This window comes from Halomonas alkalicola (genome assembly GCF_030704205.1).
In the GTDB taxonomy this organism is placed as follows: domain Bacteria; phylum Pseudomonadota; class Gammaproteobacteria; order Pseudomonadales; family Halomonadaceae; genus Halomonas; species Halomonas alkalicola.
This window is the reverse complement of the sequence record NZ_CP131913.1, coordinates 1,944,276-1,963,786: the sequence shown is the minus strand read 5'-3', so window position 1 is coordinate 1,963,786 and position 19,511 is coordinate 1,944,276. Positions and strand designations below refer to the sequence as shown.

18 protein-coding genes are annotated in these 19,511 nt (G+C 70.6%); 5 read left to right on the top strand and 13 right to left on the bottom strand.

Annotated elements, in window-relative coordinates; all coding sequences use genetic code 11:
- Nucleotides 1–37: 37 nt before the first annotated feature.
- From B6N23_RS09360 to B6N23_RS09350, 3 genes are all read right to left on the bottom strand, one after another.
- Complete coding sequence (locus B6N23_RS09360) at nt 38–862, bottom strand: endonuclease/exonuclease/phosphatase family protein (protein WP_305503766.1); 825 nt, start codon at nt 860–862, stop codon at nt 38–40.
- Between the two features lies 1 nt (nt 863).
- On the bottom strand, nt 864–1,499 hold the full coding sequence (locus B6N23_RS09355; RefSeq protein WP_119022663.1) for a thiol:disulfide interchange protein DsbA/DsbL: 636 nt from the start codon (nt 1,497–1,499) through the stop codon (nt 864–866).
- Nucleotides 1,500–1,671: 172 nt separating this feature from the next.
- Nucleotides 1,672–2,295 carry a c-type cytochrome gene (locus B6N23_RS09350; protein WP_169955974.1) on the bottom strand — a complete coding sequence of 208 codons (624 nt, stop codon included), beginning with the start codon at nt 2,293–2,295 and terminating at the stop codon, nt 1,672–1,674.
- Between the two features lie 238 nt (nt 2,296–2,533).
- Between B6N23_RS09350 and yihA the strand changes: the two genes are divergently transcribed.
- The gene (yihA, locus tag B6N23_RS09345) at nt 2,534–3,139 is read left to right on the top strand and encodes a ribosome biogenesis GTP-binding protein YihA/YsxC (protein ID WP_119022661.1); all 606 of its coding nucleotides are present in this window, start codon (nt 2,534–2,536) and stop codon (nt 3,137–3,139) included.
- A 55-nt stretch (nt 3,140–3,194) separates the two neighbouring features.
- Here yihA and B6N23_RS09340 read toward each other — a convergent pair whose 3' ends face one another.
- Genes B6N23_RS09340 through argH form a run of 7 tightly spaced genes read right to left on the bottom strand, consistent with a single transcriptional unit; the run spans nt 3,195 to nt 9,365 of the window.
- Nucleotides 3,195–3,980: an HAD family hydrolase gene (locus B6N23_RS09340; RefSeq protein ID WP_369424480.1), complete on the bottom strand. Its 786-nt coding sequence runs from the start codon at nt 3,978–3,980 to the stop codon at nt 3,195–3,197.
- Complete coding sequence (locus B6N23_RS09335; RefSeq protein WP_305498106.1) at nt 3,977–4,912, bottom strand: tyrosine recombinase XerC; 936 nt, start codon at nt 4,910–4,912, stop codon at nt 3,977–3,979. Before B6N23_RS09335 ends, B6N23_RS09340 begins: the two co-directional genes overlap by 4 nt.
- Complete coding sequence (locus B6N23_RS09330; protein ID WP_305498103.1) at nt 4,905–5,621, bottom strand: DUF484 family protein; 717 nt, start codon at nt 5,619–5,621, stop codon at nt 4,905–4,907. Before B6N23_RS09330 ends, B6N23_RS09335 begins: the two co-directional genes overlap by 8 nt.
- 30 nt (nt 5,622–5,651) lie before the next feature.
- Nucleotides 5,652–6,485 (bottom strand): diaminopimelate epimerase, encoded by an 834-nt coding sequence (dapF, locus tag B6N23_RS09325; RefSeq protein WP_305498101.1) that lies wholly within the window; start codon nt 6,483–6,485, stop codon nt 5,652–5,654.
- On the bottom strand, nt 6,485–7,765 hold the full coding sequence (gene lysA, locus B6N23_RS09320; RefSeq protein ID WP_305498099.1) for a diaminopimelate decarboxylase: 1,281 nt from the start codon (nt 7,763–7,765) through the stop codon (nt 6,485–6,487). Before lysA ends, dapF begins: the two co-directional genes overlap by 1 nt.
- A gap of 2 nt (nt 7,766–7,767) precedes the next feature.
- Nucleotides 7,768–7,932, bottom strand: coding sequence for an LPS translocon maturation chaperone LptM (gene lptM / locus B6N23_RS09315; protein WP_119022655.1), 165 nt, complete (start codon nt 7,930–7,932; stop codon nt 7,768–7,770).
- Nucleotides 7,932–9,365: an argininosuccinate lyase gene (argH, locus tag B6N23_RS09310; RefSeq protein ID WP_305498096.1), complete on the bottom strand. Its 1,434-nt coding sequence runs from the start codon at nt 9,363–9,365 to the stop codon at nt 7,932–7,934. Before argH ends, lptM begins: the two co-directional genes overlap by 1 nt.
- 256 nt (nt 9,366–9,621) lie before the next feature.
- On the opposite strand from argH, the gene hemC reads away from it, so the two are divergent.
- Genes hemC through B6N23_RS09290 form a run of 4 tightly spaced genes read left to right on the top strand, consistent with a single transcriptional unit; the run spans nt 9,622 to nt 14,150 of the window.
- On the top strand, nt 9,622–10,563 hold the full coding sequence (gene hemC, locus B6N23_RS09305; RefSeq protein ID WP_305498094.1) for a hydroxymethylbilane synthase: 942 nt from the start codon (nt 9,622–9,624) through the stop codon (nt 10,561–10,563).
- Nucleotides 10,563–11,363, top strand: coding sequence for a uroporphyrinogen-III synthase (locus tag B6N23_RS09300; protein ID WP_305498092.1), 801 nt, complete (start codon nt 10,563–10,565; stop codon nt 11,361–11,363). Before hemC ends, B6N23_RS09300 begins: the two co-directional genes overlap by 1 nt.
- 7 nt (nt 11,364–11,370) lie before the next feature.
- The gene (locus tag B6N23_RS09295; protein ID WP_305498089.1) at nt 11,371–12,840 is read left to right on the top strand and encodes a uroporphyrinogen-III C-methyltransferase; all 1,470 of its coding nucleotides are present in this window, start codon (nt 11,371–11,373) and stop codon (nt 12,838–12,840) included.
- Complete coding sequence (locus B6N23_RS09290; protein ID WP_439649845.1) at nt 12,837–14,150, top strand: heme biosynthesis HemY N-terminal domain-containing protein; 1,314 nt, start codon at nt 12,837–12,839, stop codon at nt 14,148–14,150. The genes B6N23_RS09295 and B6N23_RS09290 overlap by 4 nt, the downstream gene beginning before the upstream one ends.
- A 238-nt stretch (nt 14,151–14,388) precedes the next feature.
- Here the strand turns inward: B6N23_RS09290 and ybiO are convergent, their stop codons facing one another.
- From ybiO to nspC, 3 genes are all read right to left on the bottom strand, one after another.
- Entirely contained in the window at nt 14,389–16,689 is a 2,301-nt protein-coding gene (ybiO, locus tag B6N23_RS09285; protein WP_439649815.1) for a mechanosensitive channel protein, read from the bottom strand.
- Between the two features lie 181 nt (nt 16,690–16,870).
- Nucleotides 16,871–18,178 carry an aspartate kinase gene (locus B6N23_RS09280; protein WP_305498078.1) on the bottom strand — a complete coding sequence of 436 codons (1,308 nt, stop codon included), beginning with the start codon at nt 18,176–18,178 and terminating at the stop codon, nt 16,871–16,873.
- A gap of 153 nt (nt 18,179–18,331) precedes the next feature.
- A complete protein-coding gene (gene nspC / locus B6N23_RS09275) occupies nt 18,332–19,510 on the bottom strand; it encodes a carboxynorspermidine decarboxylase (RefSeq protein WP_305498076.1) in 1,179 nt (392 codons plus the stop codon).
- Nucleotide 19,511: the final 1 nt, after the last annotated feature.

Here is a 19,511-nt window from a genome sequence, read left to right as displayed (position 1 = left end):
TAGACGATGATCGTCATCCCCGTGGCCTCAACGGCGCCTAGGTGTTGTCATTTCTCAGCCTGGCGGTAATGACCTGCAGGCAGGCGGGGGGCAGGTTCAGCTCCACGGCGATCGGCAGGTGGTCCGAGAAGAGGTGGTCCAGCACCCGGACCTCGGCGGCCTCCAGGGAGTTGGAGAGCAGGATATGGTCCAGCGCTCGCCGCGGCTGCCAGGAGGGGTAGCTGAGCAGCGGGCGCACCGGATGCAGCGGCAGCGAGGCGCAGAAGCGCTGGTGGCCGTGGAGCTGCTCGGGGGTGCAGTTGAGGTCGCCCATCACCACCACGTGGCGCAGCGGCTGGATGATCTCGGAGAGATAGTCGAGCTGGCGCACTCGGGTGCGATGACCCAGCGCCAGATGGGCCACGAAGAGGTGCAGAGCGTTGGGGCCCTCGCCGAAGCGGGCGTGGATGGCACCCCGTCCCGGCAGGGTGCCGGGCAGGCGGTGCTCCTCGATCCGGCTGGGCGCCAGCCGCGACAGCAGCCCGTTGCTGTGCTGCGCGATGCGGCCCAGGTTGCGGTTGAGCTGCTTGAAATGGTGCGGGAAGCCCCCGCGGCCGGCGAGATACTCCACCTGGTTGACGTTGCTGGAGCGGAAGCTGCCGCCGTCGACCTCCTGGAGGCCGACGATATCGAAGCGCCCCAGCACCTCGCTGACCATGTCCAGCCGGCGCAGGCGCTTGGGGTGGGGCAGCAGGTGCTGCCAGCTGCGGGTCAGGTAGTGGTGATAGGCCGAGGTCTGAATGCCCACCTGCATGTTGAAGGTGAGCAGCTTCAGGTGGCTGCCCTCGAGGGGCGGCGTCCTTGCCTCGGCCAGATGCGACATCTCAGCTGTCACCACGCTCCTCGCGGACCTTCTCGATCAGCGCGTCGGCGATCTGGGGCATGTTGGAGAGGCTGCCGGCGCTGCTGGGTGTGACCAGGTAGCGGCCGTCGATCACCAGGGCGGGCACCCCCATCAGGCGCATGGCGCGCAGCCGCGAGTGGGCCTGGTTGACCTTGCTCTTCACCGCGAAGGAGCCGAGTGCCTGGCGAGCCTCCTCCTCGCTGACGCCATAGCCGCTGAAGAAGTCGGCCAGGTCATCGGTCTCGGTGAGGCGACGGTTCTGCTGGTGGATGGCGTCGAAGAAGTCGGCGTGGACCGCCTCGACGATGCCGAGCTCCTCGGCGGCGTAGAAGGCCGCGGCGTGCTTGTTCCAGTCGCCGCCCATGGTGCCGGGCAGGTGCACCACGCTGACGTCCTCATCGAGGGTCTCGTACCAGGCGGTGACGTGCTGCTGCAGGTTGTAGCAGTGCGGGCAGCCGTACCAGAACGCCTCGGTGACCTCGATCTGGCCCTCGGCGACACGGGTCTCGACGGGCTGGGGCAGCACCTCGTAGTGCTGGCCCTCGACCAGCGGGGAGGCGGTGGCCAGGCTCGACAGGCCGAGGCCGGCAAGGGCGAACATCAGGGGCTTGAACATCACGTACTCTCTCCTTGGATGATCCGGCGAGGCCGGGCGTCGCTGCTTTTGAGCGCGTTCGCCACCGAGGGTTCCCCGGTGGCGGCCGGGCCTTCGATGATACGACAAGGGCGGCCCGAGGGCCGCCCTGGCGAGAACTGAGCGTGGCGTCGCTGCCTGCGACGGGCCGGACTCAGTGCAGGCCGTACATGTAGTTGGCCACGGCTTCCATGTCGTCATCGCTCATCTTGGCGGCGATGTCGCGCATGATGTTGGCCGGGTCGTTGGCCCGCTCGCCGGAGGCGAAGGCCTGCAGGGTGGCGACGGTGTACTCGACGAACTGTCCGGAGAGCGCCGGGTAGACGGCGCTGCCGATGCCTTCCCCGGTGGGGGTGTGGCAGGCGGCGCAGGCCGGGATGCCCCTGGAGAGGTCGCCGGCACGGTAAAGCTCCTCGCCGCGAGCCAGCTGCTCGGTGTTGTCGGGATCGACCTGGCCCAGGTTCGCATCCTGCTCGGCGAAGTACTTGGCGACATCCCAGGCGTCCTGGTCCGAGAAGTCGTCCACCTGGCCCGCCATCTGGGGCACCGGGCGGTGGCCGTCGCGGATGTCCATGATCTGCTTGGCGGTGTAGGACATCTGCTGGCCGGCGAGATGCGGGAAGGCCGAGGAGGGGCTGATGCCGGACGGGCCGTGGCAGGCGGCGCAGCTCTGCGCCTTCTCGCGGCCTGCCGCCGCATCGGCGTCGGCCTCCAGGTCGGCGTGGGCGGCGCCGACGGCGCCCATGGTAAATGCCAGGCTTGCCAGTAACTTTCTCATCGCTAATCCACTTTGCCGTTACATTGTTGACCGGTACGTACCCTGGGAGCCGCCCGGATCGCGAGCCTGCCCGGGGCCTTGCGCAGGCGCCGGCGGTTCGCGGACGTCGAGGGCGCGGTGGTACACTAGCGTGCCCCGGGTCGCAGACAAAAGACACTGCATTATACCGAATCACCCCGGCGGCGGGAATGCAAGCCGCGCCCCGTCTCCCTTCGACCATCGTCAGGATGTCATCGCCATGGCGCGACTAAACTATCAGACCGCCCGTTTCCTCACCAGCGCCCCGACCCTGGCCCAGTGCCCGCCCGACAGCGGTGCCGAGGTGGCCTTCGCCGGACGCTCCAATGCCGGCAAGTCCAGCGCCATCAATACCCTGACCCGCCAGAAGGCCCTGGCGCGCACCTCCAAGACCCCGGGCCGGACCCAGCTGATCAACTTCTTCACCCTGGGCGAGGATGCCGACCGGCGCCTGGTGGACCTGCCCGGCTACGGCTTCGCCAAGGTGCCCGAGCAGGTCAAGCTGGAGTGGCAGCGCCACCTCTCGGACTACCTGCAGCGGCGCGCCTCGCTGCGCGGCCTGGTGCTGGTGATGGACGTGCGCCACCCGCTCTCGGAGTTCGACCAGACCCTGCTGGGCTGGGCGGATGACAAGGCGATGCCGGTGCATATCCTGCTCACCAAGGCCGACAAGCTGAAGCGCGGCGCGGCGGCCAGCGCCCTGCAGCAGGTGCGCTCGCGCCTGCGCGAGTGGGAGGACCTGGTCAGCATCCAGCTCTTCTCGTCGCTCAAGGGCCAGGGCGTCGAGGAGGCGCATGCGCGCCTGGACGCCTGGCTGCTGGACTAGTTCCCAGCGCTATCGCAGACGTATACATCGCTCAAAGATTTACCGGCGCCTTTCGCTATCGCTGCCTTTCCAGCCAGCGGATCAGCGTCGGCAGCTCGCGCACATGGTCCAGGCGGTGGATGCCGGCGGGCAGGTCGCGGTCGTCCGGGCCGATCCAGACCGCCTGCATGCCCAGGCGTCGCGCCGGCAGGGCATCCTCGGCCCAGGAGTCTCCCACGTGCAGCGCCCGTGATGGCGGGGTGCCGAGCCGGGCCAGGGCGGCCAGGAAGGGGCGCGGGTCGGGCTTGGGGGCGAGCAGCTCCCCGGCGGCGATGGCCACCGGGAAGTGGCGCCCCAGCGCCAGGCGGGCGATCTCCACGTTGCCGTTGGTAATGCTGGCCAGCCGGTAGCGCCTGCCCAGCTCGTCCAGCAGCTCGTCCACCTCCTCATGGGGCGTGACCTCGTGCCTCAGCACCATGAAGCGCTCCATGGCGCGGCTGGCCCAGTGGTCGGCGTGCTCCGCGGCCAGGCCATACTCGTTAAGCAGTTCGGTCAGCGCACGGTGGCGCAGCCAGGTGAAGTCGCCGCGGCGCAGCGGGTGGGCGCCGGCTAGGCGAAGGCGGCGCTCGATGAAGGCCGCCAGGGGGAAGCGTTCGGCGAAGCGGCCGCGGGCGCCTGACGGCTCTGCCCCGTCGGCGTGGCCGCCGAGGCGCTCTTCCAGCCGATCTTGCCTCCGCCCTTCCAGCCATGCGTGCAGCGCCGCGTCCAGCCAGGCGTAGTGGCCCTCCTCGGTGCGTCGCATCACCCCGCCGTTGTCCCACAGGGTGTCGTCCAGGTCGAAGGTGATCGCCTCGAGTCTCACGATGGTTCCTCGTCGGGTGCCGCGGCGGGCCGGCGCCGCGCCCGCGGGTGGGCAGCGTCGTAGCTGCCCGCCAGGTGCTGCCAGTCGAGGCGGGTATAGACCTGGGTGGTGGCCAGGTTGGCGTGGCCCAGCAGCTCCTGGACGGCGCGCAGGTCCTGGCTCGACTCCAGCAGATGGCTGGCGAAGGAGTGGCGCAGGCGGTGGGGGTGCAGGTGCTCGTCGAGGCCGCGGCGGCGAGCGATCAGCGCCAGGCGCTGCTGGATGGCGCGGTGGCCGAGGCGGGTGCCGCGCTTGCCCACGAAGAGCGCCGTCTCGCCGGGCGCCGCCAGGGTCTCGCGCAGGGCGAGCCAGGTGTCCAGCGCGCGGCGCGCATGGCGGCCCACCGGCACCTGGCGGGGCTTGCCGCCCTTGCCCAGCACCCGCACCCGCTCGGGCTGCAGGTCGGTCAGGTCGAGGCCCGCCAGCTCGGCCAGGCGCAGGCCGCTGGAGTAGAAGAGCTCCAGCATCGCCTGGTCGCGCACCGCCAGGGGCGAGCCGTCGTGAGGGGTCTCCAGGAAGCCCTTCAGGCGGTCGACGTCCACCGGCCGCGGCAGGTGGCGCGGCTGGCGCGGCGCCCGGGTCAGGGCCACCGGATTGTGGGTCAGCCGACCGGCGGCCACCAGGTGGTCGGCCAGCCGCGAGATCGCCGAGCGCCGCCGGGCCAGGCTGCGCGGGGCCAGGCCGCGGGCGCGTTCGCCGCCGAGGAAACGGCGCAGCAGGGCGGCGTCGAACCCGTTCCAGTCGTCGATGTCGCGCTCGGCGAGGAAGGCCAGCAGGGCGGCGAGGTCGCGGCGGTAGGCGTCCAGGGTGGCCGGGCTCGCGGTGCGGGCGAGCCCGGCCAGGAAGGCCTCGACCTCGCGGGCCAGGGGCGTGGCAGGGGGGCGCTCAGTCATGGCGCCCGGCGTGGCGCACCAGCAGCCGGGCCACCACGTCGCCCACGTATTCGGTGAACAGGGTATCCATGCTGGCGCGGAAGTGATCGGCGTCGGGGCTGGCCAGCACCAGGTAGCCCAGCGGCTCGCCCAGGGTCAGCCGGGTGATGGCACAGGAGCCGGAGCGCCGTGGCGCCGTGGTATGGGGCAGCAGCCGCTTCCAGTCGGTGGGGGTGAGCCGGGTGCAGCGGCTGGTGCGGCCGTCGAGCAGGGCCGCCAGGCGTGAGCCGGCGTGCTCGTCGAGCACTTGGCGTGGCGCCTGAGGCGGCTGGGGCTCGGCGTCGGTGAGGCTGGCCGGGCACCACAGCGCCACCGCCGGGGTGGAGAAACGCTCGCAGAACTGGGTGGCCAGGGCCTGGCCCAGGGCATCGCTGTCCTCGGCCTCCAGCAGGGCCAGTACCAGTTCCCGGGTGCGTCGGTACTGGGCCTCGTTGTGGCGGGCCGATTCCAGCAACTGCTCGAGGCGCCACTCGGCCTGTTCGGCACGGGTGCGCAGGTCGTGGACCAGCCGTTCCAGCAGGGAGGTGGCCCCGCGGGCCTCCGGGTGCGGCACGCGCAGCTGCTGCAGCAACCCCTCGCGGCCGACGAAGAAGTCCGGGTGGGTGGCCAGCCATTCGGCGACCCGGTCCGGGTCGAGGGTCTTGCGCGGTTCGGGGGCGGCTCGTGACATGCGGATTCCTCGGCGGTCGGCCCGGTGGGCTCAGTTCAGGATGATGCGGCCGTCATAGACGCGTTCGGCGGGGCCGCTCATGGCCAGGGAGGTGCCGGGGCCTCCCCATTCGATGCTCAGGTCGCCCCCGGGGAGGTGCACGGTGACCGGGCTTTCGAGCAGCCCCTGGCGGATGCCGCTGGCCACCGCGGCGCAGGCGCCGGTGCCGCAGGCCAGGGTCTCGCCGCTGCCCCGTTCAAAGACCCTCAGGCGGATCTCATGGGGGGAAACGACCTGCATGAAGCCCGCGTTGACCCGCTTCGGAAAGCGCGGGTGGGACTCGATGGCCGGGCCCAGGCGCGCCACCGGGGCGCGGTCGACGTCCTCGACCCGCAGCACCGCGTGGGGGTTGCCCATGGAGACGACGCCGATCTCGACGCGCTCGCCGTCCACCGCCAGGAGGTGCAGCGGGCGATCCTCGGCGGCGTCGAAGGGCAGGGCCTCGGGGGCGAAGCGCGGCTCGCCCATGTCGACCCGCACCCGGCCGTCGTCCTCCACCAGCAGCACCAGCGGGCCCCCGGCGGTCTCCACGTGGATCTCGTGCTTGTGGGTCAGGCGCTGGTCGCGCACGAAGCGCGCGAAGCAGCGCGCCCCGTTGCCGCAGTTCTCCACCTCGCTGCCGTCGGCGTTGAAGATCCGGTAGCGGAAGTCCATGTCCGGGTCCCGGGGCGGCTCGACGATCAGCAGCTGGTCGAAGCCGACGCCGAAACGGCGGTCGGCCAGGCGGCGGATCTGGTCGTCCTGCAGGCGCGCCCGCTGCGTGACCAGGTCGAGCACCATGAAGTCGTTGCCCAGCCCGTGCATCTTGGTGAAGTGCAGCAGCATCAGCGCGCGCCCTCCTCGTCGTCGGGCAGCAGCGCCTCGCCGGCCCACAGCTCCTCGAGGCGCTCGCGGCGGCGCACCAGGTGGGCGGACTCGCCGTCCACCATCACCTCGGCGGGGCGCGGGCGGCTGTTGTAGTTGGAGGCCATCACGAAGCCGTAGGCGCCGGCGGAGCGCACCGCCAGCAGGTCGCCCGGGGCGATGGCAAGCTCCCGCTCCTTGCCCAGGAAGTCGCCGGTCTCGCACACCGGGCCCACCACGTCGTAGGTGGCGCTCTCCCGGGCGCGGCGGGTATCCACCGGCAGGATCGCCTGCCAGGCCTGATAGAGGGCGGGGCGGATCAGGTCGTTCATGCCGGCATCGACGATGGCGAAGTTCCGGGTCTCGCCGGGCTTGAGGAACTCCACCCGGGTCAGCAGCACGCCGGCGTTGGCGGCGATCGAGCGGCCCGGCTCGAAGAGCAGGGTCAATCGCTCGCTGCCCGCCCAGCGGGAGAGGCGCTCCAGCAGGGCCGAGGCGTAGTCGAAGGGCGCCGGCGGGTGCTCGTCGCGATAGGGCACGCCGAGGCCGCCGCCGAGATCCAGGTGCTCCACCTCGATGCCCCGCTCGCGCAGGCGCTCGAGCAGCACCAGCAGGCGGTCCAGGGCGTCCAGGAAGGGCGCGAGCTCGGTGAGCTGGGAGCCGATATGGCAGTCCAGGCCGATCACCTTCACATGGGGCAGGCTCGCGGCCAGCTCGTAGACCGCCAGCGCCTCGTCCACCGGGATGCCGAACTTGTTGTCCTTGAGCCCGGTGGAGATGTAGGGGTGGGTGCCGGCATCCACGTCCGGGTTGACCCGCAGCGACACCGGGGCCACCTTGCCGAGCCGGCCGGCCACCTCATTGAGGCGCTCGAGTTCGGGGCGCGACTCCACGTTGAAGCACTTGATGCCCACCTCCAGCGCCCGGGCCATCTCGGCCTCCTGCTTGGCGACACCGGAGAAGACCACCTTGGCGGGGTCGCCGCCGGCGGCCAGTACCCGTTCCAGTTCGCCTACGGAGACGATGTCGAAGCCGGCGCCCAGGCGGGCCAGCAGGCCCAGCACGGCGAGGTTGGAGTTGGCCTTCACCGCATAGCAGATCAGGTGGGGATGGCCGCCCAGCGCCTCGGTATAGGCGCGGAAGTGCCGGGCCAGGGTGGCCTTGGAGTAGACGTAGCAGGGCGTGCCGAACTGCTCGGCGATGCGGGTCAGGGGGACCTCCTCGCCGTAGAGCACGCCGTCGCGGTACTCGAAATGATCCATGCCTAGGTCTCGCTGTCGTCGGGGGCGGTGGCGGCGTCGCGGGGGCCGTACTGCTCGGCCGCCTGCTCGTCATCGGGCAGGTAGAGGGGGCCCTTCTGGCCGCAGCCGGCCAGGCCCAGCGCCATGACCAGCGCCAGGGGCAGGGCGGCGAGTGCCAGGCGGCGCATCAGGCGCCGGCCTCCGGGGCGCTCTCCATCGCGGCCAGGGCGTCGCGGGCGCGCTGGGCGGCGGCGCGCACCTGATCCGGGGCGGTGCCGCCGATATGGTTGCGGGCGGCCACCGAGCCCTCCAGGGTCAGCACCTCGAAGACGTCGCCTTCGATGACGTCGGAGAACTGCTGGAGCTCCTCGAGGCTCATCTCGGAGAGATCCTTGCTCTCGCGGATGCCATAGGCCACCGAGAGGCCGACGATCTCGTGGGCGTCACGGAAGGCCACGCCACGGCGCACCAGATAGTCGGCCAGGTCGGTGGCGGTGGAGAAGCCGCGGCGGGCCGCCTCGGCCATCTGCGGTTTCTTCGGCTCGATGGCCGGCACCATGTCGGCGAACGCCTTTAGGCAGTCCTTGACGGTGTCCACGGCGTCGAACAGCGGCTCCTTGTCCTCCTGGTTGTCCTTGTTGTAGGCCAGCGGCTGGGACTTCATCAGGGTCAGCAGGCCCATCAGGTGGCCGTAGACTCGGCCGGTCTTGCCGCGCACCAGCTCCGGCACGTCGGGGTTCTTCTTCTGCGGCATGATCGAGGAGCCGGTGCAGAAGCGGTCGGGGAGGTCGATGAAGTCGAACTGGGCGCTGGTCCACAGCACCAGCTCCTCGCTCATCCGCGACAGGTGCATCAGCAGCAGGCTGGCGAAGGCGGTGAACTCGATGGCGAAGTCGCGATCGCTCACCGCGTCCAGGCTGTTCTCGGCGGGGCGCGCGAAGCCCAGCAGCTCGGCGGTGACGTGGCGGTCGATGGGGTAGGTGGTGCCGGCCAGGGCGGCGGCGCCCAGCGGCATCACGTTGAGCCGGCGGCGGCAGTCGAGCAGCCGCTCGTGGTCGCGGGCCAGCATCTCGTGCCAGGCCAGCAGGTGGTGGCCGAAGGTGACCGGCTGGGCCGTCTGCAGGTGGGTGAAGCCGGGCATGATGGTGTCGGCCTCGCGGTCGGCCAGCTCGATCAGGCCGCGGCGCAGGCGGGCGAGCTCGGCGGCCACCCGGTCGATCTCGTCGCGCAGGAAGAGGCGGATGTCGGTGGCCACCTGGTCGTTGCGGGAGCGGCGGTATGCATGCAGTTTCTTGCCGGTGATGCCGATCTTGTCGGTGAGGCGCGCCTCGATGTTCATGTGCACGTCTTCCAGCGCCACCGACCACTGGAACTCGCCGCGCTCGATCTCGCCGGCGATCTCGGTCAAGCCCTGAACGATGGCGTCGCGCTCGGCCTCGCTGAGCACCCCGACCCGTGCCAGCATGGTGGCATGGGCGATGGAGCCCTGGATGTCGTGGAAGGCCAGGCGCTGGTCGAAGTCGACCGAGGCGGTGAAGCGGGCCACGAAGGCGTCGGTGGGCTCGTTGAAGCGGCCGCCCCCGGACTGGTTGGTGCCGGCGGTGGTGGAATCTGCGCTCATCGGACTGGGCATCCTGCGTAACGGGTTGCGGTGAAGCGGGGCCACAGGGCCCCGGCGCCGCCGCGGCGGCGCTGGCTGGACATGCCGGGCAGTGTACCAGAGTCCGTCGGCGTGGCGAGGGGGCGCCCGGGGCGTCGATTTCTCCTGCCCTGCCGGGTGCTTTATGATGACAGCCGATATGCTCTAGAGAATGCCAATACCACCGGGCGCCGGCGACGCTGGACGCCGGCAGGGGAACCGGTACAGGGAGAACTTCGTGCAAGCCATCACCAAGCTGCGTATTGCCACCCGCAAGAGTCAACTGGCCCTGTGGCAGGCCGAACATGTCCGCGACCGCCTCATGGAGCTCCACCCTGGCCTCGAGGTGGAGCTGGTGGCCATGTCCACCCGCGGCGACAAGATCCTCGATACGCCGCTGGCCAAGGTGGGGGGCAAGGGGCTGTTCGTGAAGGAGCTGGAGGAGGCGATGCTCGACGGCCGCGCCGACATCGCCGTGCACTCCATGAAGGACGTGCCGATGCACTTCCCCGAGGGGCTCGGCCTCTCGGTGATCTTCGCCGGCGCCGAGGCCACCGACGCCTTCGTCTCCAACCACTACCGGAGCCTCGACGAGCTGCCCGAAGGGGCGCGCATCGGCACCTCCAGCCTGCGCCGCGGCCTGCAGATGCAGGAGGCGCGCCCGGACTTCGAGATCCTCTCCCTGCGCGGCAACGTCCAGACCCGCCTGGCCAAGCTCGACGCCGGCGAGTTCGACGCCATCATCCTGGCCACCTCCGGGCTGCGTCGCCTGGGCCTCGACGACCGCATCGCCATGGAGCTGCCCCCCGAGGTGTGCCTGCCGGCCTGCGGCCAGGGGGCGCTGGGCATCGAGTGCCGCCTCCACGACCCCGAGCTGATCGGTCTGCTGGCGCCTCTGGACGACCCCGACACCGCCACCCGGGTGCGCGCCGAGCGCGCCATGAACACCCGGCTGGAGGGCGGCTGCCAGGTCCCCATCGGCGGCCATGCGGTGTTCGAGAATGACGGCCAGACCCTGTGGCTGCGCGCCCTGGTGGGCACCCCGGACGGCAGCCGGGTGCTGCTCGCCGAGGGGCGTGGCTCCATCCACGAGCCGGAGGCGCTGGGCATCCGCGTCGCCGAGGAGCTGCTCGAGATGGGCGCCGGCGAGATCCTCGCCGAGGTCTACGGCGCCGGCTGATGGGGGCCCAGCCGGTCGTGATCACACGCCCCGGCGAGCGGGGCGACGTGCTGGCCGCGGCCATCGAGGCCCGCGGCCTGCCGGTGGCCCGCCTCGAAGCGCTGCGCTTGGAGGCGCTGCCCGAGACGCCGGAGCAGCGCGCCGCCTGGCTCGACTTCGACCAGTTCCGGCGGGTGGTGGTGGTGAGCCCCTTCGCCGCCGAGTGTCTGGCCGAGGCGCTGGACCGCTACTGGCCGCAGCTGCCCGTGGGCATCGACTACTACGCCGTGGGGGCGGCCACCGCCGCCGCCCTGCACCAGACGCTCGGCGTGCGGGTGCATGTGCCGCCTGCCGCGGCCGGCGAGGACACCAGCGAGGCGCTGCTGCAGCTGGGCTCCCTGCAGCGCCTCGACGGCGAGAAGATCCTGCTGGTGGCCGGCGAGGGCGGGCGCACCCTGCTGGCCGAGGCCGAGACCCTCGCCGCGCGCGGCGCCCGCCTGACCCGCCTGGCGGTCTATCGCCGCACCCCACTCTCCCCCTCTCCCGACATGCAGCGCCGCCTGGCCCGGGGCGACTTTCGCGCCCTGGTGGTCAGCAGCGGAGAAATCCTCGAACATCTGGCAAGATGGTGCACAGGTGCCGCCTTGAACCAACCGCTAATCGTTTCCAGCGCCCGGTTGGCTACACTGGCCGGCAAGCTGGGGTTTCGTGCCCCTGTCGTGGCGTCCGGCGCCACGCCGACCGCGCTGACGACGGCCTTGGCCGCCGCCTGTCACTCGCAGGAAGCCGATGTCGATCAAGACGATCTCGAAAAGGGCTAGCGACAAGATGAGCAAGCAACCACACGAGCAGGACGAACAGAAGGCGTCTGACGGCGCGCAATCGGCGACCTCGGGCGGCGACGCCGGGAAGGGCAATCACCAGAACCGGCGACGTTCGCGGCGCTACGACAAGGCCAGCCAGAGCGCGGCCTCCCAGGATTCGGCTCAGCCGGCTCCGGCGGAGAGCCCCGAGCCGAAGCCGGCGGCGGGCAACGCCGCCGGCAAGGGCGACACGCCGGCCCAGGCCTCAGGCAAGTCGGACGCCACGGCGGCCGGCAGCACGCCCCCGCCGGCCAAGCCGGCCGCCTCCCAGGCCGCCAGCGGCGAGAAGGCCGCCGGCGCTGCCGACAAGGGCAAGCCCGCCGAGCCCCGGCCGGTGTCTGGCGGCAGCGGTGCGGGTGCCGCGGCTCGCCCGGCTGGCGGCGGTGACGGCAAGGGCGGCAAGGCGGGCCTCGCCGCCATCGTGCTGGTGATCCTGCTGGCTATCGCCGTGGTGCTGTTCGGCTGGCAGGCGTGGCAGAAGCTCGAGGCCCAGCAGGCGCGCATCGCCGAGCTGGAGTCCGCCTCCGGTCAGTTCGCCAGCGCCGCCGACCTGGCGGGCCTGGAGAGCCGCCTGGACGAGGGCGAGCGCGAGCGCGACGCCGCCCTGGACGCCGCCATCGCCAGCCTGCAGGGCGAGTTCGCCGACTATCGCGGCGAGGTCAACCAGACCCTAGACCGGGTGCTCGACGAGCTCTCCAGCGAGCAGGAGGCCGACGAGCGCGACTGGCTGCACGCCGAGGCCGCCTACCTGCTGCGCCTGGCCAACCAGCGCCTGCAGCTCGAGCGCGACGTCGAGGGCTCAGCCGCCCTGCTGCGCACCGCCGACCAGCGCCTGCGCGAGGCGGATAACCCCGCCCTGGTGCCGGTACGCCGCGAGATCGCCAGCGAGCTGGCCGCCCTGGAGGCCGTGCCGCGGGTCGACCGCACCGGCCTGTGGCTGGCTCTCAACGCTCAGCAGCAGCAGATCGCCCGCCAGCCGCTCTCCCAGGAGATCGAGGAGGTCACCGTGCGCTCCGGCATCACGGAGGCGCCCAGCGGTACCTGGCAGCAGCAGCTCTCGCGCTTCGGCCAGGAGCTCAAGGAGCTGGTCACCATCCGCCACCATGACGCCGACCTGGAGGCGCTGATCACCCCCGAGCAGGAATCCTACCTGCGCCAGAGCGTGCGCCTGGTGATCGAGCAGTCCCAGCTGGCGCTGCTCAAGGAGGAGCAGGAGCTCTTCGAGGCGAGCCTCGACAAGGCCCTGACTCTGATCGAGGGCTACTACGACACCTCCGCCTCCGGCGTGCAGTCGGTCGTCGAGCGCCTGGGGGAGCTCAAGGCTGCTGCGATTCGCCCGGAGCTGCCGGACATCAGCGGCTCCCAGCAGGCCCTGGCCACCTTCATCGAGCGCCGCTTCGAGTCGCGCCGGGGAGATGACGCAGGAGAAAGCTGATCCTACTTGTCGTTCTGGGCCTGGCGCTCGGCGCGCTCTTCGGCCAGCTGATGATGGCGGTGCCCGGCTACTGGCTGGTGCGGGTCGGCGACACCTCCTTCCAGACCTCCTTCTGGTTCGGCCTGGTCATCCTGCTGGCCGGTTTCCTGGTGCTGCACTTCGTCCTGCGCCTGCTGGGGCATCTGCTCCATCCGGTCTCCAACTTCAAGACGTGGAACGGCCGCGCCCGCAACCGCAACGCCATGAAGCGTACCGTGCGCGGCCTGGTGGCCCTGGCCGAGGGGCGCTGGAAGAAAGCGGAGAAGTCGCTGGTCAAGGCGGCGGACGACTCCAGCACCCCGCTGGTCAACTACCTCTCCGCGGCGCTGGCGGCCCACTATCAGGGCCGCTTCGACCAGGCCGACACCCTGCTCAAGCGGGCGCACCTGAGCACCGAGGGGGCCGATACCGCGGTGGGCATGATGCAGGCCCAGCTGATGCTGGACCGCCAGCAGTACGAGGAGGCCCTGGCGATCCTCACCCGCCTGGACCGCCAGCTGCCCAACCATCCCCAGGTGCTCAAGCAGCTCAAGCAGGCCTACCTCAGCGTCAGCGACTGGGACGGCCTGCGCCGCCTGATGCCGCGCCTCGGCGCCCAGCAGTTGATCTCGAAGGAGGAGCGCGACCAGCTCGAGCAGCGCGCCTACCGTGAGCTGATCGTGCGCGAGGCCCGCGAGGGTAGCGATATCGAGAAGGTGCGCGGCCTGTGGGCCGACATGCCCGACCACCTGCGCGGCAACATCGACCTGATCGTGCTCTACGCCGAGGCGCTGGTGCGCGGTCGTCAGGAGCCCATCGCCGAGCGCCTGCTGCGCCACTCCCTCAAGGAGCACTGGGACAGCCGCCTGGTGCTGCGCTACGGCCTGCTCGACGTGGATGCCGCGCGCCAGCTGGTGACCGCCGAGAAGTGGCTGCAGGAGCGGCCCAACGACCCGGACCTGCTGCTGACGCTGGGTCGCCTGGCGCTGCGCAACGCTTACTGGGGCAAGGCCCAGGAGTACTTCGAGGCGAGCCAGCGCCAGCGCCCCAGCGGCGTGGTGTGTGCCGAGCTGGCGCGGCTCTACGCCAACCTGGGCGAGCACAACAAGAGCCAGCTCTACTATCGCCAGAGCGTGGAGCTGCTCGACAAGTCGCTGCCCTCGCTGCCCCAGCCCCGAGAGGACAAGGACGTGCTGGCCGAAAAGACGCCCTCGAAAGCCAAGCCCGAGGACGCCGCGGGCAAGGGCGGCAAGCCTGCGGGAGAGAAGGCCGACGAGAAGAAGCCGGCCTGAGGCCGGGCGGCCCCGGCCGCCCTGCCACCACCCGAGAAGGGGGCGCCATCCGGCGCCCCCTTCCTGCTTTCGGCTTCCTGTTTCTTCCTTGCTTCTGCTTCCTGCTTCTTCGTTGTTGCCGGCATGCGCCCGCGGGACACGGCCGCGGCGAGGCCCGGGGCGACGCCGTGCAGCAGAACAAAGGCGGGGCTGCCGATGGCAGCCCCGCCTTGCCTTGTGAGGGTGCTGAGCCGTCGGCTCAGTCCTCGTCGAAGTCCCCCTTGAACTCGGGGTTGGGCTTCGAGCGCGGGTCCTCCTCGCCCGCGCGGCTGCTCTCGCCGGAGCGGGGCTGGCCGCCGGGGCGCCCGTCGATGTCGTAGTTCTGCTGCATGATGCGCAGGTTGGCGGGAGGCGCCTCGCCCTCCTTGCCCACGCCGAAGTAGAGGGTGGTGTGGGGGAAGGGGGTCTCGATGCCCTTGCCGTCGAAGTGCAGCTTGACCAGGCGGTTGTAGGCGCGCCCCACGGCCCACTGGTTGCCCGGGGTGGTCTTGATGCGCACGCGGATGTTCACCGAGCTGTCCGCCAGGGCGGTGACGCCGGCCACCTCCAGCGGGGCGAGGATGTTCATCTTGTGGTCGTCGCCGGCCGCCAGCTCGTCGAAGGCCTCGCGCAGCGCCACGATGGCGTCGTCGATGCTCTCGCGGTAGGCGATGCCGTACTCGCCCACGTGGTAGCCGAACTCGCGCATGTAGTTGGAGACGGTGTCCACGCTGGAGAAGGGCACGATGTGGTAGGTGCCGTTGACGTCGCGGATGCCCACCGAGCGGATGCTCAGGCGCTCGGCGGTGCCGGTGATGCCGCCCACGGTCACCACGTCACCGGTGTTCATGGCGTTCTCCACCTGGATGAAGATGCCGGTGATGATGTCCTGGACCAGCTTCTGGGCGCCGAAGCCGATGGCCAGGCCCAGCACACCGGCACCGGCGATCAGCGGACCGATATTGATGCCGATCTCGGCCAGCACGATCATCGCCGTCATGGTGATCAGGGCGATGGCCAGGGCGTTGCGGAACAGTGTCAGCAGGGTCTTGGCGCGGGCATCGGGCTCGCCGGTGCCGGTCTCGGGGTTGAGCTTGTGCTCGATCAGGCTGGCCAGGCCAAGCCAGGCGCCAATGGCGATCACCAGGATCATCGCCACGCTGACCAGCTTGCCGACCAGGCCGCTGCCCGCCTCGGAGGCGTACCAGGCGGCCAGGTCGAAGGCGCCCCAGGCGTCCAGCACCAGCATGATCACCAGCACCACGATGACGGTGCGGATCAGCCGCAGGGCGTTGGGCACATAGCTGTTGAGGCGCGGCTCCAGCAGCGGCAGCTTGAGACGCAGGTCATCGGAGAGCCGGATGCGCCGGCCGATGGTCTGGGTCAGGAAGCTGGAGACCAGCAGGCCCACCACCACGGCGGCGATGGTCTTCAGGGTGGCGAAGAGCACGAAGGGCAGGGCGTCCACCGGGCGCGTCAGGGTCACCGTCAGCACCATGACGAAGTAGGCCAGGGCGAAGAGGTGCCAGGTGCGCGCAAAGAGCTGCAGCGAGATGCGGCTGGCGGTCATGGTGGTCTGCGCCGCCTTGGCGTTGATGGCATCGCGCAGGCGCCGGCGGTTCTTGAGCACCACGATCACCGCGTAGAGGAAGGCCCCCACCATGATCAGGGTGCCCAGGCCCTGGCCCACGGCCGGCGAGACATAGGCGTTGACCAGGGGCACCACCACCATCAGGCCGTAGCCCACCAGGCCGATCAGGCGGGCGATCCAGCGGTTCCAGTAGGAGGCCTCTTCCGCGGAGATCGGCAGCAGGCGAAGCCCCTCGTAGCGAGAGGCGAACAGCATGCGCACCGCCGCCTTGAGCAGTTCGATCACCAGGAAGGCGTTGAGGAAGAGCGAGGCGCGGGTGGAGAGCTCGCCGGTCTCGCCGATGGCGAAGGTGGCGATCAGGTTGCCGCCCAGGTAGGCGAAGGCGACGATCAGCACATCGACCACCGCGGCCAGCGCCACGCAGATCACCAGGCGTAGCACCGGCGTCAGCCCCTCGCCGCTCTGTGACCACTGGCTGACGCCGGTGAACAGGGGCCGGGCCAGGCGGCGGAAGGCCATGAACAGCACGAAGGTGGCAAGAATCACCAGGCCCAGGTTGATGGCGGCGCTGGTGAAGGCCTCCACGTCGAAGGTGCTCTCCAGGTCGCTGTCGAACATGCCGCCGATGGCACCGACGATGGCCGTGAACTGGCTGCCGATATCGCTGGCCACGTGGCTGGTGATCTCGGCCAGCTGGCGGGGGAGGGATAGCTGGGCCTGCTCCGGCGGCGGCTCGACGGCCGCGGCATCGGCGGCGCCGCGCAGCTGGTCGATCAGCTGCTGGCGGCTCTGCTCGTTCTCGAGCAGGTCGGCCAGGGCGGCATTGGCCGAGGGTTGGCCGTCCGGTGCGGCGGGCTGGGCCTGCGCCGGCCCGGCGAGCGCCAGCAGGGCGATCAGCAGCCAGCCGAGCATCAGGGGTAGGGCTCGCATGGGATTCACGCTGTGACCTCCGTCTCTTGCGTGTTGGCAGTGTGTCGTGTGGGGTGGATCCACGGGTATCGCTAGAAAGGCATGATACGGGCTTTGGGGCGAGACCTCGACCCGGCTTGTCCTGAGCGGGTGTCACTGTACAGGGCGTGTAGATCGCGTAAGGGTGCCTCGGCCTTCGCGCTCAGTCGGGAATCCGCCAGGTGGCGGGACACTCGGCGGCGGGGTAGAGCCGCTGGGCGGTGGTGGCGTTGCAGCGTATGACGAGCCGGCTCCTATGGGCGTCGAGGGCGGCCATCAGCGCCTCATCGGGGTGGCGCACCGTGAGCAGCACCAGGCCATCGTGGCGGGTCAGCGCGAAGCGTTCCGCCAGCGTATTCCCTAGGGGGTCGAGCCTTTCGGGCCGGTGGTCGACCACCAGGCGCAGGCGCAGCGCCTCGATGTCGAGCAGGTTGGCGTGCAGGTCGGCCTCGGCGAGCCGGGCCAGCACCTCGGCCACCAGCGCCTCGTCGAGGAAGCCGCCGTCCCGGGGGGCGATATCGAGCAGCACCTGGTCGTCGCGCAGCATGAAGGCGGGCTGGCGGTCGCCTTCGCCCGCCTCGGGGCCGATGGTGCTGGGCGGGGCCTCGGGGTCCAGGAAGGAGCGCACCGTCAGCGGGATGCCGGCCCGCTGCAGCGGGGCCAGGGTGCGCGGGTGGATCACCGTGGCGCCGTGCCAGGTCTGCTCCAGGGCCTCCGCGTAGCTCAGGCTGAGAATCTGGCGCGCATTGGCGAAGCGCCGCGGGTCGGCGTTGAAGAGCCCCGGCACGTCCTTCCAGATGGTCAGCTCGTCGGCACCCAGGGCCTCAGCGAGGATCGCCGCGCTGAAGTCGGAGCCCTCGCGGCCCAGGGTAGTCATGACGCCCCTGGCGGTGGCGCCGATGAAGCCCTGGGTCAGCAGCACCTCGTCGCACTCGGCGGCAAGCGAGGCGATGCGCTCTCGGGTGGTCGCCCAGTCGATCTCGGCCGCCTGATGATGCTCGTCGGTGACGATCAGCGCCCGGGCGTCGCACCAGCGGGTCGCCACGCCGACCGCGTTGAGCCAGGCGGCCACCAGGGTGGTGGAGAGCAGCTCGCCCATGCCCACGGTCTGGTCGTAGTGGAAGGGGTAGGGCGCCTCGCGGTGGGCGGCGTGGGCGGTGTCCAGTTCGGCCAGCCGCTGTTCCAGCGCGTCGGCCACGCTCGAGCCCGGGCCGAACAGCGCCTCGGCCACGCCGAGGTGGTCCTCGCAGATCGCCGTGAGCCGATGGCGATACCCCGCCTCGTCCTGCTCGCGGGCCGCCCGCAGCAGCGCCTCCAGGGCGTTGGTGGTCTTGCCCATGGCCGAGACCACCATGGCGCGGGGCCGCGGCGCCTTCTCGGCCAGCAGGCTGCCCAGCCGGCGAATGGCGTCGGCGTCCCGGATCGAGGCGCCGCCGAACTTGTAGACCCTGCACCTTGCGGCCTGCGTCATCACGAACTCCCTGTGGCAGTGGCTTTGCTCCACCATAGAGGCCCGGGAGGCGGGGGTGAAGCCCCGGGGGGCAGGAGTGCAAGTGCGCGGGGCAGAAATGAAAGAAGCCCCGCGAGGGGGCTTCTGGGTGGTGCGGGTCGAGCGGCAGGCGGCTCAGCTGAGCCGCTGCATGTAGTCCACGTAGCCGAAGGTGCGGACCGTGCTCACCTCGCGGCTCGCCTCGTCGATGCGGCAGATCGACGGCAGGCGGATGCCATTGAAGGTGGTGGTCTTGACCATGGTGTAGTGGGCCATGTCGGTGAACACCAGGCGGTCGCCGATCTCAAGCGGCGCATCGAACGAGTAGTCGCCGATCACGTCGCCGGCGAGGCAGGTCATGCCCCCCAGGCGGTAGGTGTGGGCCTTCTCGTTCGGCTCACCGCCGCCGATGATGTGCGGGCGGTAGGGCATCTCCAGCACGTCGGGCATGTGCGCCGTGGCGGAGGTGTCGAGGATGGCGATGGGGCCGTCATTCTCGACGATATCCAGCACCGAGCAGACCAGGTAGCCGGTGTTCAGCGCGATCGCCTCGCCCGGCTCCAGGTAGACCGTCAGGTGCGGATGCCGCTCCCGGAAGCCACAGATCACCCGCACCAGCCGCTCGACGTCGTAGTCGGCGCGGGTGATGTGGTGGCCGCCGCCGAAGTTGACCCACTTCAGGCCGGCGAGGTAGTGGCCGAAGCGCTCCTCGAAGGCCGCCAGGGTCGACTCCAGATCGTCGCTGTTCTGCTCGCACAGGGTGTGGAAGTGCAGCCCCTCGAGCCCCTCCACCACCTCGGGGGTGAGGTCGGCCGCCCGGGTGCCGAGCCGCGAACCCGGCGCGCAGGGGTCGTAGAGCGGCACCGCCCCGGTGGAGTGCTCGGGGTTGACCCGCATGCCACAGGAGACCCGGCGCGGCGCCGCCGCGATGGTCTCGCGGAAGCGCCGCCACTGGCCCGGGGAGTTGAAGCTCAGGTGGTCGGCGTAGCGCAGCACCACCGCCATCTCCTCCTCGGTGAAGGCCGGCGAGTAGCAGTGCACCTCGCCGCCGAAGGTCTCCGCCCCCAGGCGCGCCTCGTCCTGCCCGCTGGCCGTGGTGCCCACCAGATACTGGCGCACCAGCGGGAAGGTGTTCCACATGGCGAAGCCCTTCAGGGCCAGCAGGATGCGCGCACCGCTGCGCGCCTGGACCTGCCCGAGCAGCTCCAGGTTGCGGCGCAGGAGGGCGTCGTCCACCACATAGGCCGGTGAGGGGCAGGCCATAACGTCGAAATTGAGATCGAAGTCCAGGCCCTGCTCGCGTGCATTCGCCATG

Excerpts from the sequence above, each read along its gene's own strand:
- B6N23_RS09360 (WP_305503766.1), bottom strand. The coding sequence starts at position 862 with ATGTCGCATCTGGCCGAGGCAAGGACGCCGCCCCTCGAGGGCAGCCAC.
- B6N23_RS09355 (WP_119022663.1), bottom strand. The coding sequence starts at position 1,499 with ATGTTCAAGCCCCTGATGTTCGCCCTTGCCGGCCTCGGCCTGTCGAGC.
- B6N23_RS09350 (WP_169955974.1), bottom strand. The coding sequence starts at position 2,295 with ATGAGAAAGTTACTGGCAAGCCTGGCATTTACCATGGGCGCCGTCGGC.
- yihA (WP_119022661.1), top strand. The coding sequence starts at position 2,534 with ATGGCGCGACTAAACTATCAGACCGCCCGTTTCCTCACCAGCGCCCCG.
- B6N23_RS09335 (WP_305498106.1), bottom strand. The coding sequence starts at position 4,912 with ATGACTGAGCGCCCCCCTGCCACGCCCCTGGCCCGCGAGGTCGAGGCC.
- B6N23_RS09330 (WP_305498103.1), bottom strand. The coding sequence starts at position 5,621 with ATGTCACGAGCCGCCCCCGAACCGCGCAAGACCCTCGACCCGGACCGG.
- dapF (WP_305498101.1), bottom strand. The coding sequence starts at position 6,485 with ATGCTGCTGCACTTCACCAAGATGCACGGGCTGGGCAACGACTTCATG.
- lysA (WP_305498099.1), bottom strand. The coding sequence starts at position 7,765 with ATGGATCATTTCGAGTACCGCGACGGCGTGCTCTACGGCGAGGAGGTC.
- lptM (WP_119022655.1), bottom strand. The coding sequence starts at position 7,932 with ATGCGCCGCCTGGCACTCGCCGCCCTGCCCCTGGCGCTGGTCATGGCG.
- argH (WP_305498096.1), bottom strand. The coding sequence starts at position 9,365 with ATGAGCGCAGATTCCACCACCGCCGGCACCAACCAGTCCGGGGGCGGC.
- B6N23_RS09300 (WP_305498092.1), top strand. The coding sequence starts at position 10,563 with ATGGGGGCCCAGCCGGTCGTGATCACACGCCCCGGCGAGCGGGGCGAC.
- B6N23_RS09295 (WP_305498089.1), top strand. The coding sequence starts at position 11,371 with ATGAGCAAGCAACCACACGAGCAGGACGAACAGAAGGCGTCTGACGGC.
- ybiO (WP_439649815.1), bottom strand. The coding sequence starts at position 16,689 with ATGCGAGCCCTACCCCTGATGCTCGGCTGGCTGCTGATCGCCCTGCTG.
- B6N23_RS09280 (WP_305498078.1), bottom strand. The coding sequence starts at position 18,178 with ATGACGCAGGCCGCAAGGTGCAGGGTCTACAAGTTCGGCGGCGCCTCG.
- nspC (WP_305498076.1), bottom strand. The coding sequence starts at position 19,510 with ATGGCGAATGCACGCGAGCAGGGCCTGGACTTCGATCTCAATTTCGAC.